15 protein-coding genes are annotated in these 15,682 nt (G+C 63.0%); 3 read left to right on the top strand and 12 right to left on the bottom strand.

What is annotated here, in order from left to right; all coding sequences use genetic code 11:
- Positions 1-3 precede the first annotated feature (3 nt).
- The gene (locus tag ACM6IM_RS18415; RefSeq protein WP_414865943.1) at positions 4-1,530 is read left to right on the top strand and encodes an FAD-dependent oxidoreductase; all 1,527 of its coding nucleotides are present in this window, start codon (positions 4-6) and stop codon (positions 1,528-1,530) included.
- 3 nt (positions 1,531-1,533) lie between these two features.
- Here ACM6IM_RS18415 and ACM6IM_RS18410 read toward each other — a convergent pair whose 3' ends face one another.
- The 9 genes from ACM6IM_RS18410 to ACM6IM_RS18370 all read right to left on the bottom strand — a co-directional run bounded on the left by ACM6IM_RS18410 (position 1,534) and on the right by ACM6IM_RS18370 (position 9,987).
- The gene (locus tag ACM6IM_RS18410) at positions 1,534-3,039 is read right to left on the bottom strand and encodes a YdgA family protein (protein ID WP_414865942.1); all 1,506 of its coding nucleotides are present in this window, start codon (positions 3,037-3,039) and stop codon (positions 1,534-1,536) included.
- A gap of 270 nt (positions 3,040-3,309) precedes the next feature.
- Positions 3,310-3,945: an NADH:ubiquinone oxidoreductase subunit N gene (locus ACM6IM_RS18405; RefSeq protein WP_192307406.1), complete on the bottom strand. Its 636-nt coding sequence runs from the start codon at positions 3,943-3,945 to the stop codon at positions 3,310-3,312.
- Positions 3,946-4,027: 82 nt separating this feature from the next.
- The gene (locus ACM6IM_RS18400) at positions 4,028-5,476 is read right to left on the bottom strand and encodes an efflux transporter outer membrane subunit (RefSeq protein ID WP_192307405.1); all 1,449 of its coding nucleotides are present in this window, start codon (positions 5,474-5,476) and stop codon (positions 4,028-4,030) included.
- A complete protein-coding gene (locus tag ACM6IM_RS18395) occupies positions 5,473-6,360 on the bottom strand; it encodes an HlyD family secretion protein (RefSeq protein ID WP_192307404.1) in 888 nt (295 codons plus the stop codon). The genes ACM6IM_RS18400 and ACM6IM_RS18395 overlap by 4 nt, the downstream gene beginning before the upstream one ends.
- Complete coding sequence (locus ACM6IM_RS18390; RefSeq protein WP_008034684.1) at positions 6,357-6,566, bottom strand: DUF1656 domain-containing protein; 210 nt, start codon at positions 6,564-6,566, stop codon at positions 6,357-6,359. The genes ACM6IM_RS18395 and ACM6IM_RS18390 overlap by 4 nt, the downstream gene beginning before the upstream one ends.
- Positions 6,563-8,635, bottom strand: coding sequence for an FUSC family protein (locus tag ACM6IM_RS18385; protein ID WP_414865941.1), 2,073 nt, complete (start codon positions 8,633-8,635; stop codon positions 6,563-6,565). The genes ACM6IM_RS18390 and ACM6IM_RS18385 overlap by 4 nt, the downstream gene beginning before the upstream one ends.
- Positions 8,632-9,060 carry a MarR family winged helix-turn-helix transcriptional regulator gene (locus ACM6IM_RS18380; protein ID WP_192307402.1) on the bottom strand — a complete coding sequence of 143 codons (429 nt, stop codon included), beginning with the start codon at positions 9,058-9,060 and terminating at the stop codon, positions 8,632-8,634. The genes ACM6IM_RS18385 and ACM6IM_RS18380 overlap by 4 nt, the downstream gene beginning before the upstream one ends.
- Before the next feature lie 117 nt (positions 9,061-9,177).
- Positions 9,178-9,423 carry a DUF2789 domain-containing protein gene (locus tag ACM6IM_RS18375; protein ID WP_192307401.1) on the bottom strand — a complete coding sequence of 82 codons (246 nt, stop codon included), beginning with the start codon at positions 9,421-9,423 and terminating at the stop codon, positions 9,178-9,180.
- A gap of 102 nt (positions 9,424-9,525) precedes the next feature.
- Positions 9,526-9,987, bottom strand: a complete 462-nt coding sequence (locus ACM6IM_RS18370; protein ID WP_192307400.1) for an aminoacyl-tRNA deacylase — start codon at positions 9,985-9,987, stop codon at positions 9,526-9,528.
- Between the two features lie 259 nt (positions 9,988-10,246).
- Between ACM6IM_RS18370 and ACM6IM_RS18365 the strand changes: the two genes are divergently transcribed.
- Together ACM6IM_RS18365 and ACM6IM_RS18360 are read left to right on the top strand one after the other, a co-directional pair.
- Entirely contained in the window at positions 10,247-10,777 is a 531-nt protein-coding gene (locus ACM6IM_RS18365) for an NfeD family protein (RefSeq protein WP_414865940.1), read from the top strand.
- A 2-nt stretch (positions 10,778-10,779) separates the two neighbouring features.
- Positions 10,780-11,538 carry a slipin family protein gene (locus tag ACM6IM_RS18360; protein ID WP_207195643.1) on the top strand — a complete coding sequence of 253 codons (759 nt, stop codon included), beginning with the start codon at positions 10,780-10,782 and terminating at the stop codon, positions 11,536-11,538.
- A gap of 51 nt (positions 11,539-11,589) precedes the next feature.
- On the opposite strand, the gene ACM6IM_RS18355 is transcribed toward ACM6IM_RS18360, so the two are convergent.
- The 3 genes from ACM6IM_RS18355 to ACM6IM_RS18345 form a co-directional block, all read right to left on the bottom strand.
- Positions 11,590-14,055: a TonB-dependent siderophore receptor gene (locus tag ACM6IM_RS18355; protein WP_414865939.1), complete on the bottom strand. Its 2,466-nt coding sequence runs from the start codon at positions 14,053-14,055 to the stop codon at positions 11,590-11,592.
- A 98-nt stretch (positions 14,056-14,153) separates the two neighbouring features.
- Positions 14,154-15,110 carry a FecR domain-containing protein gene (locus ACM6IM_RS18350; RefSeq protein ID WP_414865938.1) on the bottom strand — a complete coding sequence of 319 codons (957 nt, stop codon included), beginning with the start codon at positions 15,108-15,110 and terminating at the stop codon, positions 14,154-14,156.
- Positions 15,107-15,616: a sigma-70 family RNA polymerase sigma factor gene (locus ACM6IM_RS18345; protein WP_201196486.1), complete on the bottom strand. Its 510-nt coding sequence runs from the start codon at positions 15,614-15,616 to the stop codon at positions 15,107-15,109. Before ACM6IM_RS18345 ends, ACM6IM_RS18350 begins: the two co-directional genes overlap by 4 nt.
- Positions 15,617-15,682: the final 66 nt, after the last annotated feature.

Genomic DNA, 15,682 nt, shown 5'->3' with positions numbered 1-15,682 from the left:
ATCATGGCACTGCACCGTGTTGCCCGTTTCGCGGATATCCCCGAGCACCGAGGCCTGGAAGTGCGCGCTGGCGACAACAAAATCCTCCTGTTGCGGGTGGGCGATCAACTGCGCGCCTATCAGGGCGAGTGCCCGCATGCCGGCGCGCCTCTGGCCGAGGGCGCGCTGTGTCACGGCCGCCTGATTTGCCCGTGGCACAAGGCCGCGTTTCGGATCGAAGACGGTGCCTTGTGCGAACCGCCCTCGCTGGACAGCCTCAAGCGCTACCCCCTGGAAATGCGCGGTGACGAAGTCTGGGTCGATGAGCAGCCGCTGCCCGATCCGCACACCCCGCCGGCCGACGATCACCGCACTTTCTTGATTATCGGTGCCGGTGCGGCGGGCACGGCGGCGGCAGCGGCGTTGCGGGAAAAAGGCTTCGGCGGCCGCGTGGTGTTGATCGACCGCGAAACGGAGGCCGGCTACGACCGCACCGTCCTGAGCAAATTCGTGATCGCCGGCCAAATGCCCCCCGAAGAAGTACCCGCTCTGCGCGAGGACAGTTTTTATCGCGAGCAACGTATCGAGCGCTTGAATGGGCACGTCGCGAGCCTGGATGCGCAACACCGCAGCGTGCGCCTGACGGATGGCCAGACCCTGACCTACGATGCCGCGTTAATCGCCACGGGCGGCACCCCCAAACCACTCGACCTGCCCGGCGCCGAGCTGCCGCAGGTGTTTGTGTTGCGTTCGAAAGACCAGGCACGGGCGATTCTGGACGCCACCCGCCCCGGCCAGCGGGCGGTGATCATCGGCGACAGTTTTATTGCCCTGGAATCCGCTGCGGCCCTGCGCGAACACGGGCTCGCCGTGACCGTACTGGCCCGCCATGCAGTGCCCTTCGCCAAACAGTTCGGCGAAACCGTTGGCAAGGCGATCCTTGCGCGCCATGTCGCCCACGGTGTGGTGTTTCACACCGACAGCGAAGCCGCGCAGATCGAGGGCAACGACAGGGTTGAGGCGATAACGCTGAAAAACGGCCAGCGTCTGCCAGCGGACCTGGTATTGGTCGGTATCGGCGTCAGCCCCGCAACCGAGCCGTTTGCCGGACTGCCCATGGAACAGGACCTGTCACTGCGAGTCGACAGCGGCATGCGGGTGAGCGAAGGACTGTGGGCGGTGGGCGACATCGCCACCTTTCCCCTCAACGGCCAGCTGCAACGAATCGAGCACTGGCGCCTGGCGCAACAACACGCGCGAATCGCCGCGGCCAACATGCTGGGGGGCGACGAGCATTATCTGGATGTGCCGTACTTCTGGACCTGGCACTTCGGCACGAACTACGACTACCTCGGACACGCCGACGCCTGGGACGAGGTCGAGTTCAAGGGCGATCCTTACCATCCGCCGTTCATTGGCCTGTTCGGCAGGAACGGCGTGGTCGCCGCCGCCATCGCCTGCGATGAAGAGCGGGCGATGGCGATGCTGGCCGAACGGATGAAACAGCCGCTGCCGGTCGATGAGGCCTGGCGGCTGATCCGTGACGTCTAGCCGTTACTCGGCGACTTCGACGCCACCCAGTTTGCTCATGACGAAGCCGACAAACTGCTCGACGGTCATCTTCTGGCCGTTGAACTCCACTTCATTGTTGGCGTAGTGCAGCTTGCTGACGATGTTGGTGCCGTCCAGGGTGGCGAACTGCGTGCCCACCGCCATGGCGCCGAACATGTCGGCGGTGGCCTTGGCCTGGTCGACGATGAGCTTGGCGTCAGTCTGCCCGTCGAGCTGCCCCTGGACGCTGAACACGTCGACCAGCATCGGTTTGGACACCTGGATATTGACGTCCAGCAAGGCGATCAACTGCTTGATCAACTGGTCTGGCGGCAGGTCCATGGATTTCGGCTTGGTCAGGTCGAGCACCAGGTTGGCGCGGCTTTCCCCGTTGGCGGTGGTGAAGGCAAACTTCTCCAGCGCCACCTGCGGACCGGCCGCCAGGAGTTTTTCCAGGTCGGCCTTGACCTGGGTCTCTTCGGCGGGCGTCAGCACCAGCTCGGGCGCGGGCTCACCGGCGGCGGCCGCTTCGGCAGCGGCTTTTTCGTAGGGTTGCAGTTTGGTCTGATACACCTGCATCAACGACAGGGTTGCCGGGATGTCGAGGTTCTTCAGGCTCATGGCCAACTGGGCGGAACCCACTTTCTTGCCGTTCAGCGACACTTCGCCCATTTTGTAATCGGCGCGCCCGGCCGCGTTGGTGCCCGACTCTTCGGTCTGGTTCTTCATTTCGAATTTCTTGATGCCCAACACCGACTGTTGCGCGCCGAACGTGGTCTGACTGTCGGTCAGCTCCAGCGTGTTCTCGCCGACGTAGAAACCGTACGTGCTTTTCACCAGGTTGCTGGCCACTGTCAGGCCGCTGAGCACGATTTTGACCGGGGCCTGGGTTTCGTCGACGGTGGTCAGCGTGAAGTTGTCCATGTAGCCGTTGGCTTTGACTTTCTCCGCCTGGGCGCTGGCCGACACCTCAAGGTTCAGGCCGGAGAATTTCAGGTTGGACTTGTCGTCCAGGGCCACGTCCAGCGGCAACAACTCAAACGTGCCATTGGTGGCGTTGTCGTAACCGATGTTGACCACGCCGGTGAGCGGCGACTTGTCCTTGGCGGCGGCGAACCACTTCTCGGTGATGGGGGTCTTTTCCAGCGCGTAGTGACTGGTGGCCATGACCGGCAGCCATTTCAGCGAGACCAGTCGCGAAAACGGCAACGGGCCGTGTTCGATGTTGTCGACGAACAGCAATTCGACCAGCGCCTCGCCGAACACTTCGCCCTCGCCCTTGAGGCGGTAGTGCGCGGTGCTGCTGAACAGGTGGCGCTCCAGCGACACCAGTTCCAGCGAGGCCGTCCCGTTGGAACCCACCAGCGCGGCTTTCAGTTCCTTGTTGGCATCGGCGATCGAGCTGTTCAGAACCCCTTCGAGCCGGGTGCCGGTGTACCAGGCACCGCCCGCGCTGATGACGCCAATGGCCACAACAATTCCCAGAAGCACGCCTGCTGATTTATTCATGAATGATCCGTCAATGTCCGTGTTTGAGGTGTGGTCGTCTTCCCTGAACCCTTGACGGGTGATGAACACGACTGCGATGAAAGTGCGAAGCAGGTTAGCATCAGGCGCACCGGCTGGCCCAATGTTTAAAGGTTAAAGAGTGTCTTTCGGGCGTGGGGGTGGCTGGAGCGTTGTGGCAGTTGTTGAATCGCCATCGCGAGCAGGCTCGCTCCCACAGTCTGAAATGCATTCCCCTGTGGGGGCGAGCCTGCTCGCGAGAGCGATATCGCGTCAGGAATACTGGACTTCCATCTCATCGAGCTGGTGATCGAAACTTTTCAGCCGCGCCGTCCACGTGTACACCAGCACTTCGAAATCCCGATTGATCACCGCCCCACCCGTCACATCCGCGCGCGGGTCGCAGAAGTCCAGCTGATAGCGTTCGCGGGCCATGGCCGAGGCGACGTCCGAGAGCTCGCGGGCATTGTTCAGCCAGTGCCGTCCGTCTTCGGACACCTGTTGGTCCAGGGCGAGGCACTGCTTTTTCAGGGTTTCGAGGCTTTTTTCCAGGGGGGTGCCGGTGAGTTCGCCCATGACTTCCTGGAACGTGCGCCCCGGTTGCCAATAGCTGCCCCAGAAATACCGGTCGAACACCGTTTCCACCCGACGCAAGGCGACCTTGGTGTCCCAGATCAGCACCAGGGTCTTGCCTTGTTCGAGGTGTCTTTTCTTGATGCGCTGGCCCTGGAGCGAAGACCAGGCCACGACCACGATGGCCATGACCGCGATCAGCGCGGCTGCGCTGTCGAGAAACACCATCGCCTTGTCGAGCTGATGCGCCAGCATGACGCCGTAGAAATAGGTGGCTGACAGCAGGACCAATGCCGCAATAGCGCACCAGAAGCCGGGAGCATAAGGGTTTTTCATTATTAGAGTCCCCATGACCAACGCGAGCCTTGACTGATGAGATCGACGTGCGACCTCATCAAGTCAAAGCATAGCAACGGCCTCAGGGTTTGCTGGCGTTCGAGCCTTGCGTTCGTCCGCTTTCCCAACCGCCGCCGAGGGCCAGGAACAAATCGATCTGGCTCAACGCAACCTGGGTGTTGGCGGCGGCCAGTTGCGCCGTGACGTCGGTGTAGGTGCGGGTCGCCTGCAGGTCGGCCAGGAACGACTCGCGCCCGGCCTGGAAGAACCGGTGAGTCTGGTCGGCGGCCAGCTTCGCCGATTGCTCGGCGTCCGCCAGGGCCTCGCGACGTTGCAGCAACGCTGCGTACTGCGCCAGGCTGGTCTGGGTCTCACGGATGGCGTTGAGCACCACGCCATCAAAGTGCGCCAGGCTTGCCTGGGTCACGGCTTCGGCTTCTCGGATTCGTGCCCGGGCGCCGTTGGTCGGCACGCTCCAGCTCAGCGACGGGCCAAAGCCCCAACGATTGGTGGAGGGCTCGCCGAGGTTTTCCAGGATACCGACAGTGCCGATGGTCGCGCCGATGCGGATGTCCGGGTACAGCTCACCGGTGGCGACGCCAATGCCGGCGGTCGCGGCGGCCAGTCGACGTTCGGCCTGGCGGATATCGGGGCGGCGCTTGAGCAGCGAGGCGCCATCGCCCACCGGCACCAACTGCGCGATTTTCGGCAGCTGCGCGCAATTGGCGGTGCCGGCCGGCAATTGATCGACCGGCCGGGCCAGCAACATCGACAGGCGGAACAGCCCGGCCTGACGCGAAGCCTCGTAGCGGGGCATCTCGGCCCGCAGAGACTTGAATTGGGTTTGCGAACGGGTGACCTGGGTTTCGTCACCACGACCGGCATCGCGCAGGCGCTGGATCAGCGTGGTGCTTTGCGATTGCAGGTCGAGGGAATGCTGGGCAATTTCCCGCTCTTCGTTGGCCGCACACACCTGGGTGTAGGCCCGCACCACATCGGCCACCAAGGTGATGCGTGCGGTATCGGCAGCGGCCTGCGTCGCGTCGGCATTGGCCTTGGCGGCCTCGATCCCGCGCTTGAGCGTGCCGAACAGATCGAACTGGTAGGACGCGCTGATGCCGATATCACCGATGTTGGCCACCGGCACTTTCTCGGGCAACAGGAACGCTTCACCAGACTCCTGCAAACGCTGGGCGCCCATTTTTATGCCGCCGCTCCAGCCACCGGCGGCCTCGGCTTCGTCAACCTGCGCCCGCGCCCGCAGCAGGCTGGCGGCCGCCACGCGCAGGTCGGTGTTGGAGGCCAACGCCTGCTGGACCAATTGATTGAGCCGTGGGTCCCGATACAGACGCCACCAATCGGCTGGCACCGGTGCCGAGACCACCGGCTTGCCGTTCACAGCCAGCTCGCCCTGAAAATCTTCGCGCTGAACAGCCGCATCTTGCGGGACCTGATAATCCGGCCCGACCATCTGGCACGCCGACAGCAGCAAGCCCAATCCGGCGACCGCCAATCCCGAGGCCCTGCTCATTTGCCCGGCTCCTGCGGCTGGTCGTCGATGATCGACACGGTCGCCGTCCGCCCGGCAATCATGCGGAAGTCCGCCGGCACGTCGTCGAAGGCAATCCGCACCGGAATCCGCTGGGCCAGCCGTACCCAGCTGAACGCCGGATTGACGTTGGGCAGCAGGTTGCTGCCACTGCTGCGGTCGCGGTCCTCGATGCCGGCGACGATGCTTTCCACATGCCCGCGCAGGCGGGCGCGGTCGCCGATCACGCGGATATCCACCGACTGACCGACATGGATGCCGTCGAGTTTGGTTTCTTCGAAATAGCCGTCGATGTGAAACGAATTGCTGTCCACCACCGACAACACCGGTCGCCCGGCCGTGACGAACTCCTGAACGCGCGGGGCGCGGTCGTTGACGTAGCCGTCCACCGGGCTGCGCACGGTCGAACGGTCGAGGTTGAGCTGGGCGCTGTCGACCGCCACCTGCGCTTCCATCAGCGCCACCTCGGCACGGGCCACTCGCGACTGGCTTTCTTCCAGTTGCTCGCCCGGCACCAGGTTGCCCAGGCCACGGTTGCGCTTGGCTTCACGCTGGGCCTGCGCCAGGGTTTCCTGACGGTCGGCGACCGCCGCCTTGGCCTGGCGCAAGGCCAGTTTGAAACGGTCCTGGTCGATGCTGAACAGCACCTGGCCACGCTTGACCAACTGGTTGTCGCGCACTTCCACTTGCTGGATCAACCCGGATACGTCCGGCGCGATCTGCACGATGTCGGCGCGGATGTGCCCGTCACGGGTCCAGGGCGCGAACATGTAGTACATGACCATACGCCAGACCACCACGACCGCGAAGCTCACGATTAACAGCGTCAGGACCACACGGCCAAGGGTCAAAAAAGGTTTTTTCATGTCATCAGGTATCGACTGAGTGAGTCCACCGCGCCAAGCAGCAAGGCGTAGAGAGCCACGTTGAACAATGCCCGGTGCCAGACCAGGCGGTAAAAATGCAGGCGCGTCAGCAGGCCGTGCACCAGCAGGTAAATCACATAGGTAATGCCCATCAGCACCAGCAGCGTGGGCAGGAACACCCCGCTGATATCCAGATCACCGATCATAAAGGCGCTCCATCGATGCCATGGGGAAGCGGTTCTTCGACTTCGCCGCTGCCGACGAATTCGACACCGGGCAACAGGGCCAGGCGCAAGCCGCTGAGGGCGTGCAGCAGTTGAAAACGGGCGTCTTCATCGCATTCCTGATTGAGGGCGCGACGCGTGCGGTCCATCGACATCAACAAGGCACTGGGCGCCGGCAGGCGCTCGCCAGCCTTGAGGCAGGCCTTGAAGTACTCGCCGACCTCGGCCACCACCTGATGCAGCAGCACCTGCGGGTAGCCAAGCACCCGCGGGGTGTAGGCCAGCAGATCGAGCAGGTTCAGCGCAACGCGCACTTCACGCAGGGCGATGCCGGTGTCCTGTCCGGTGATGGCCAGGCGCGGCAGGTGCTGCATCAGGCGGTCGAGCACCTGCACGCCCAGTTGCCGGTGTTCGGCCAGTGTCGCCGGCTCGGTCAGGCTGACGATGTCGCGCCAGCTGAAACGGGTCAGGCGCTTGGCCGCCAGCTCTGCGCCAAACGGTCGGGCGATCAGCGTCCAGACAAAGGCGAAGAGCAAACCGACCGGCCCGGCCAGGTTGGAGTTGACGAAGCTGAGGAAGTCCGCGTCGTAAGCGCCCTGAATGCTGATGAACGACGACGTGTTGACCAGGGTCAGCAGCATGCCCAGGTAGAACTGCGGCTTGACCGTCAGGGTGCCGATGCAAATGAACGGCACGGAAAACGCCAGCACCAGCATCGGGAAATCATGCAGGTTGGGCAGCACCAGAAACAGGTAGAGACTGGCGAACAGCACCGACATCGCGGTCCAGAAAAAGAACCGGTAGATCTGCGGCGCCGGGTCGTCCATCGAGGCGAAGAAGCTGCAGGCCACCGCGGCCAGAATCACCGCAGCACCGCCGTCGGTCCAGCCAAGCAGAATCCACAGGAGCGAGGCGACGATGATCGCGGTGACGGTGGACGCCGCCGAGTAGAGCATCAGCCCACGATCCAGAAACGGTGACAGCCGCCCCAGGCGCCAGTGCCGATACACCGCGTGCCAGCTGTCCTGGCTCTCGCACTGGATGGCGTATTGCAGGCTGCGGCAGTCTTGCCACAGGTCTATCCATTCGCCGAGTCGATACAGGGCGTTGGAGAACAGCAGTTGCTTGCGATCGTCCAGTGCTTCGGCGGACGGTTGCAGCGCCTCGAGCTGATCTTTCAGCGCTTGCCAGCGCCCGAGGTCGGCGTCCTTGTGCTCGAGCCATTGCGTGGTGGCCGCCAGCAGCGGCGCGAATCGGTCCACCAGTTCCGGCGTGCGCCGTTCGAGGGCGTAGAGTGCGTCGTCGAGGGCATCGATCACCGGCAGCAGGTGAATCATCCGTCCGCGCAGTTCCTTGGTGTTGCGCACGGTTTGCGGACGAGCGCCCTCGTGAGGCAACTGGCCGATCATCAGTTCCAGGGTGTTGAAGGTGGCCACCATCGATGAGCGCCACGCACCGATTTCTTCGGGCTGCACATTGCGGCTGAGGAAGCGCAGGCTGTAGGTCGAGGCATCGGCGAACCATTTGCTCACCGAATCGTTGAACACCGGCGCCAGCCGCCGGGGCCAGAACATCGCGCCAACCACCGCCGCCACGGCAATGCCCAGGAAGATCTCTTCGGTGCGCGCCTCGGCCACGTCCCACACCGCCAACGGGTTGTCCACCACGGGCAGGGCGATCAACGGCAAGGTGTAGCCGGCCAGCATCAGCGCATAGTTGTTGGCGGTGCGCAGGTGCATGGACAGGAACAGCAGGATCCCGGTCCACAGCGCAATGACCAGCACCAGCACATAGGGGCTCTGCACGAACATCGGCACGAACAGCACCGCTGCGGCGGCGCCGAGCAATGTACCGACCGCGCGGTACAGCGCCTTGGAACTGGTCGGACCGACGAAAGGGCTGGAAACGATGTAGACCGTGGCCATCGCCCAATACGGGCGCGGCATCTGCATGAGCAGGGCGATGTACAACGCGATCATCGAGGCGGCGAACGTGCGCACACCGTAGAACCAGTCCCGTGCCGGGGGAACGCCGGTAAAGAATCCGCTCAAGGGTTCACCACCGCGGGAGCGTTGGCCGCTTCGAAAGCTCTCAGTACCCGCAAGGCCGCTTCCAGATCACTGGTGGCGATGCCTTCCAGCACTTCGTGACGCAAGCGCACCAGCTCGATTTCAACCGCCTGCACCAGCTCGCGACCGGTGTCGGTCAGGCTCAGGCATTTGGCCCGGCGGTCCTGCGCATCGGCGGTGCGACACACGTAGCCGGCGTGACACAACTGGTCGAGCAGACGCACCAGCGACGGGCTTTCCATCCCGGCGGCCTGCGCCACCGTCACCTGCCGCACACCCTCGCCCAGCCGCCCGATCATCAACAACGGGACGGCGCAGGCTTCGGAGATGCCATAGTTGACCAGCGTGGTCTGGCAGATTTTGCGCCAATGCCGCGCGGCCACCACCATGGAGCTGCTGATATTCATCTGGAGAGCGTCGAGGTTCTTGGGCACGGGAAAGACACACTGTTAGTTTGCTAACTATCAATATGACATTTGCCGGGAATCTCGGTCAAGTTTTGAAACAATTCTCCGACCAGCACCCTACAGCCCCCGCCCCTTCCTCAGCAGCACATTCAACTGATCCACCACCTCCGCCCAATCCGCATCATCCAGGATTTCATCGCGCAAAAACGCCGCCTGGCTCTGGCTCCAGAAAAAGGCGTCGGCCAGGTGTAGCTCGGGCTTCAACGGCGAATGGGTGGCGATGAATTGATCGATGCTGACGGGGTCGCTGGGCAGGCCCAGTTGCTTGAACAGGGACGGTAGGCTGTGGGTGGGGGATTGCATGGTGTGCTCCTTAGTGGGTGGTTGAAATATCGCGGGCAGGCTCGCTGCCACAGGTACGCGGTGAGCGCTGTGGGAGCGAGCCTGCCCGCGATCGGATAACGCTCAATGACTCAACTCCCGCACCTCGGCATGCGGCACCATTTTCAGGTACTCCGGCATGCTCATGTGCAGCAGGTTGTTGTGGTTGCCGGCCTCCAGGTAGATGTCTTTCTGCCGGGTCAGCATCGGGTCGATCACCATGTCCAGGCCGTAGGATTCGCCCAGTGCCGGCACAGCGCCCCGTTCACAGTCTTCGAACAGATGCGCCAGGTTGCTTTCCCGGGTGATCTGCCATTCGCCGCTGCTGCGCACTTTGGACAGGTCCAGATGACGACTGGCCGGCAGCACGGCCATCAGGTAATGACCATGGTGGTCGTCGAGGACCACCGACTTGGCCACCCGCTCGGCAGGAATGCCCGCGACCCGCGCCGTTTCAAGGCTGCTGGCCGAGTGAGGGTGGGCAACGATGTCAAACTCGCAGCGAGCCTTTTCCAGGCTGCTCTGCACGGTTCTTGCCATGCGCATGATGCACCTCGGTGTCCGCAGCGACGCTGGCAGACGGTGGATAAAAGCGTTGCTCGTCATTCAAAAGTCTAGGCGCGATGCCGGCATCGCGCGGGAAATCCGCTCACTGGAGCGGCGCCCCTTGATCAAATTTCGAGCAGCCCATGGCTCGACTAGACTGTATTTAGCGCAGGGCGCTGAAGATGACGCGCATCGACTGCATCGGCGGCTCCCTCGCCTATCTCATCGCAAGCAAGCACGCTCCCGCAGGGAGGGTCACGTGAACACTCGTTGCTGTGCCATGGCATTGTTGCTGGCCTTGAGCGGTTCGGCGCTGGCGGCGGACACCCTCGTGCTCGCGCCCAACCCGGTCGGGATCTGGTTGATGGTCTTCGGCATTGCGTTTCTGATCGCCGAAGCGGCGCTGCCCAACTACGGGGTCATCGGCCTGGGCGGCATCGTGATGTTCGTCATCGGCGCGGTGATTCTGACCCGTACCGAGCTGCCTGAACCCTTGATGATCGGCCTGGGATTGCTCAGTGCACTGCTGCTGGTTGTCCTGCTGATCCACGCCCTGAAAACCCGACCGCGTCACACCGTCAGTGGCGATGCCGGGCTCGTGGGCAGCGTGACGCCGGTGACGTCGCTGCAACCCGGCAATGCCTGCAACGGCTGGGTGCATCTGCAAGGTGAACAGTGGCAAATACTCAGCGCCACGCCACTGCAACCCGGACAGCGGGTTCGCGTGGTGGCGCGCCAGGGGTTATTGCTGCAAGTGGCCGCGGCTGACGCGGCGCCCGGTGGAGAATGATCATGGGCCTGCAACTGGGGTTTGCCGCGCTGCTGCTGTTGCTGATTGCGCTGGCGGGATCGACCTTTCGCATCCTGCGCGAATACGAGCGCGGGGTGGTGTTCCAGCTCGGGCGTTTCTGGCAGGTCAAAGGTCCCGGGCTGATCCTGTTGATTCCGGTGGTGCAGCAAATGGTCCGCGTCGACCTGCGCACCGTCGTGCTCGATGTACCGCCGCAGGACGTGATCACCCGCGACAACGTGTCGGTGAAGGTCAACGCGGTGCTGTACTTCCGCGTGCTCGACCCGCAGAAAGCGATCATCCAGGTCGAGGACTTCCTTGCGGCCACCAGCCAACTGGCGCAGACAACGCTGCGCGCGGTCCTGGGCAAGCACGAACTCGATGAGCTGCTGGCCGAGCGTGAACGCTTGAACATCGATATCCAACAGGTGCTCGATGCCCAGACCGATGCCTGGGGCATCAAGGTCGCCAATGTCGAGATCAAGCACGTGGACCTCAACGAATCGATGGTCCGCGCCATCGCCAAACAGGCCGAAGCCGAACGGGAGCGCCGGGCCAAGGTGATCCACGCCGAGGGTGAATTGCAGGCCTCGGAAAAACTCATGCAGGCCGCCGAAATGCTCGGCCGCCAGCCCGGCGCGATGCAGTTGCGGTACATGCAGACCCTGAGTTCGATTGCCGGGGACAAGAGTTCGACCATTGTCTTCCCGTTGCCGATCGAACTGCTCAAGGGCATGGCGGACCTGTCATCGAAACCCTAGGCGTCGAGGGACGGCCCGTTCCCCGACGCCCAGCCTTGTTCCGCCGACGAATTACCAGTCGTAGCTCAGGCTCGAGACCACCGTGCGGCCATCGCCGTAGTAGCAATCCCACTGGCTTCTGCAACTGGCGACGTATTCCTTGTCGGCGAGGTTTTTCACGTTCAACGCGAGCTTCACGCCCTTGAGGCGGAAGGCCGACATGCCCAGGTCATACGTCAGGCTCGCGTCGTACACGGTGTAGGACGGAATCTGGAAGGCACCTTCGTAGTCATCGCCATAGTTGCTGCGGGCATAACGCGCGCCCACCCCGGCGCCGATCCCGGCCAGCGGCGTGTCGCCCCGCACGAAATAATTGACCCACAAGGCGGCGGTCAGCGGTGGATTGCCTGCCGGATGGCGGCCTTTACGACCGTCGTTGTCCTTGGTGTACTTGATATCGTTGCGCGACGCCGAAGCGATCACGTCCCAGGATTCGCTCAACTCGGCCTTGGCCTCGAACTCGATGCCCTTGGAGCGAATGGCACCGCTCTGGTTGCTGAAACCGGGATTGCCCAGGTCAGTGGTCAGGATGTTTTCCTGCTCCAGCTCATACGCGGAAATCTGCACGAAACTGTTCTGCCCCGGCGGCTGATACTTCACGCCGGCCTCGTACTGCTTGCCGGTGGAAGGGTCGAACGGACTTCCCTGCGCACTGGTGCCGGTCAGGGGCAGGAACGATTCCGAGTAGCTGACAAAAGGCGCCAGCCCGTTATCGAACAGGTAGACGATGCCGGCACGGCCGGTGAATTTCTCGTCCTTGCTGCTGGTGTGCACGTCGGTGAGTGGTTGTTTGTTATCGGTTTTCGCCCAGTCGTAGCGGCCGCCCAGCACGAAGACCCACTGGTCGAGCTTGATCTGGTCCTGCGCATACAGACCGGTCTGGGTAACGGTGTTATCCCAGCGATAGTTATTGCCGAAATTCAGCGATTGGCCGTAGACGGGGGTGAACAGGTCGATGATCGGCGGGTTGTAGTCGTACAAGCCGTCGAATTTCGAGTTGAAGTGGTAGTAATCGACGCCGACGATGGCCGTATGGCTGAGCGGCCCGGTGTCGAATTCGGCCTGGGCGATGTTATCCACACCGAAGACCTTGTTGTCCTGCTGCCAGTTCACGCCGTAGCGGGTCTGATAGCGCTGATCGTTGGCTCCGGTAATCGGGTTGGCAACGAAGCGGTAACCATGCAGGGGGGCGGTGTAGTGGTCGTTGACCCGGGCATACCGTGCGTTCTGCTTCAGGGTCCAGACGTCATTCAGGCGATGGGAAAATTCGTAGCCGAAGGCGTACTGCTCGCGGTGGTAGTCATTGACACCCGGTTCACCGAGGAACAGGTCACGGTCGATCTTGCCATTGGGGTTATCGAACAGCGTGCCGACGGCCGGAAGGCCTTGGGCTTCGGGAACACCCTCGTCCTTCTGGTACTGGGCGAACAGGGTCAGGCTGGTGTCTTCACTGGGACGCCAGGTGAAACTCGGGGCAATGAACTGGCGCTTGTCTTTGACGTAGTCGATTTCATCCTGGCTGTCGTTGGCCAACGCGGTCAGGCGGTAAAGGAACTTGCCTTCATCGTCGAGCGGGCCACCGAGGTCGATGGCGGCGCTCTTGTGATCGTAGCTGCCGGCCTCGAACTTGACCTGATGCAAGGCTTCTTCGGTCGGACGCTTGCTGACCAGGTTGACGATCCCACCGGGCTGGTTCTGCCCGTACAGCACCGACGCCGGGCCCTTGAGCACTTCGATGCGCTCCAGCGAGTACGGCTCGATCTGTAGCGCGCCCCCGGTGCTGCCGCCGCCATAGGGCAGGTGCAAACCATCGAGGTACAGCGGCGTAGGCGAGAACCCGCGCGAGGTCGGCTCGTCGAAAATCTTCACCCGGTCGGAGAATCCGCCACCGGTGATGCCCGGCGTGTAGCGCAGGGCTTCGGTCACGCTTTGTGCGTTGCGCGAACTGATTTCGGCGGCGGTGACGACGTTGATGGTCTGCGGGATTTCCACCAGCGCCGCATCGGTCTTGGTCCCGGTGGCACTGCGCTTGGCGACGATGCCGTCGACCGGGCCCCAGGCGTTTTCCCGGGCTTCGGGCGCACTGACGCGCGTCGCCCCCAACTGCAGCGGACCGCTTTGTGCGATCGGCTGCAACGACCATCCGCCCTGGGCATAAACGGCCTGCAGTCCACTGCCCGCCAACACCCGTTCAAGCCCCTGATTCACGTCGAAACGACCCTGGAGCCCGGCACTGCGCTTGCCTTCGGTGAGCTGCGCATCCACCGACAACAAAATGCCCGCCTCGCTGGCAAAACGATTCAGAACCTGATCGAGGTTGCCGGCGGCAATGCTGTACTGCCGCGCCTGACTCACGCTGGCCTCGTCGGCCAACGCCAGGGTCGGCAGCAACGGCGTGGTGGCCAGCAAGGTGGCGAATACACCACGGCGCAGGACGCCATTGAGCGGGAAAATCTTCTGTGTCGGACGATGTGGCATTCTGGAACTCCCCATGAGAATGCTTCTTGATTTGCTTTCAAGAGCTATCCCGAACGGGGCATGAAAACCGACAAGCGCTGCGGAAATTTTTTTAAAGTTCAGGCGCGGCGCTTCACCGTCACCCAGTAACGGGTCACGGACTCCACCTTCACCGGCAACGTGCGTTCGAGTGCAGCGAGCACTGCCTGGGTGTCGTCGAGGGGGAAGACGCCGGTCAGCAACAGTTGCGAAGCCGCCTCATCGCAACGAATCCAGCCCGGTCGATAACGCGCCAGCTCGGCAAGGAAGCGCCCCAGCGGCTGACGCTCGGCCACCAGTCGACCCTGGCTCCAACTGCTGGCGTTGACGTTCGCCGGTTGCATCGACCCCGCACCGCCCGCGTTGAACCACAGACTGTGGCCGGCTTCCATGAGCACCGAGGCGCCCTGTCGGGGGCTGATCCGCAGCTGTCCTTCATAGAGTTCGACACGTGCGCCGTCATCCATTTCACGCACGGAAAACCGCGTGCCCAGCGCCTGGACATCGCCACTGGCGGTTTCCACGATCAACGGCCGGACCGAGTCGTGCCCGCTGGTGAGCAGCACCTCGCCCCTGATCAGTTTGATCCGGCGCTCCTGCGCGGTAAATCGCAGGTCGACCGCACTGTCGCTGTTGAGGTCCAGCCGCGTGCCATCGCTCAAGGTCATGTGGCGAATTTCACCGGTGGCGGTGCGATGCTCGGCGAAGGTGGCGCGCCAGGACACCTGGCTTTGCATCAGGTAACCACTGCCCCCCGCTACCAGCAACAGACCCAGCATCTTCAGCGCGGCGCGACGCTGTGGATCGGGACTGTCCCGCAACACCGCCCGTGCACACTCGGACGGCACCGAGCCGAAGGTCTGCTGCAGTTGCTGCAATCGCTGCCAGGCGCGTTGATGCTCTGGATGGGCCTGCTGCCACAACGCGAATGCCTGACGCTTCCCGGCATCCAGATCACCGCCCCAGTGCAGCATCAGCCATTCGCTGGCCTGCTCGACGATTGCCGGATCGATGGGCGCATCGTGGGCGCGACTCATGATTCGTAGACCAGTTGATAACAGGCCAGGATCGCGCGCGTCATGTACTTCTGCACCGAGCTGACCGTCACTCCGAGCCGTTCGGCGATTTGCGCATAGCTCAAACCTTCGAACTGCGAGAGCAAAAAGGCCTGGCGCACGTTGTCCGGCATGCGATCGAGCATCGCATCGATTTGCGTCAGGGTTTCAAGGATCAGCGCCCGGGTTTCCAGGGAGGGCGACTCCGGTTCCGCCAGGTGCGAGATGCTCTCCAGGTACGCACGCTCGATGCGCAGGCGGCGCCACTGGTCGATCACCAGGTTGCGGGCGATCTGCGTCAGGTAGCTGCGGCTTTCCAGCGGACCGGGCATGCGCCCCGAAACCAGCAGGCGCACAAAGGTGTCCTGGGCCACGTCCGCCGCGTGCTCCCGGTCGCCCAGGCGCTTGCGCAGCCAGCCTTGCAGCCAGCCATGGTTCTCGCGGTAAAGACGATGAAGGGAGTCGTTGCCGCCAGTTGCTGCGTCCATGGGAGGTCTACGTGCGTGATTGATAGCAATTATCATTACACTTTACGCAGCTGCTGGCAAAACGAT

The organism is Pseudomonas sp. IT-P12, assembly GCF_949767465.1.
Taxonomy (GTDB): Bacteria; Pseudomonadota; Gammaproteobacteria; order Pseudomonadales; family Pseudomonadaceae; genus Aquipseudomonas.
The sequence above is the reverse complement of the archived record's forward strand: the minus strand, read 5'-3'. Positions and strand labels throughout refer to the sequence as shown.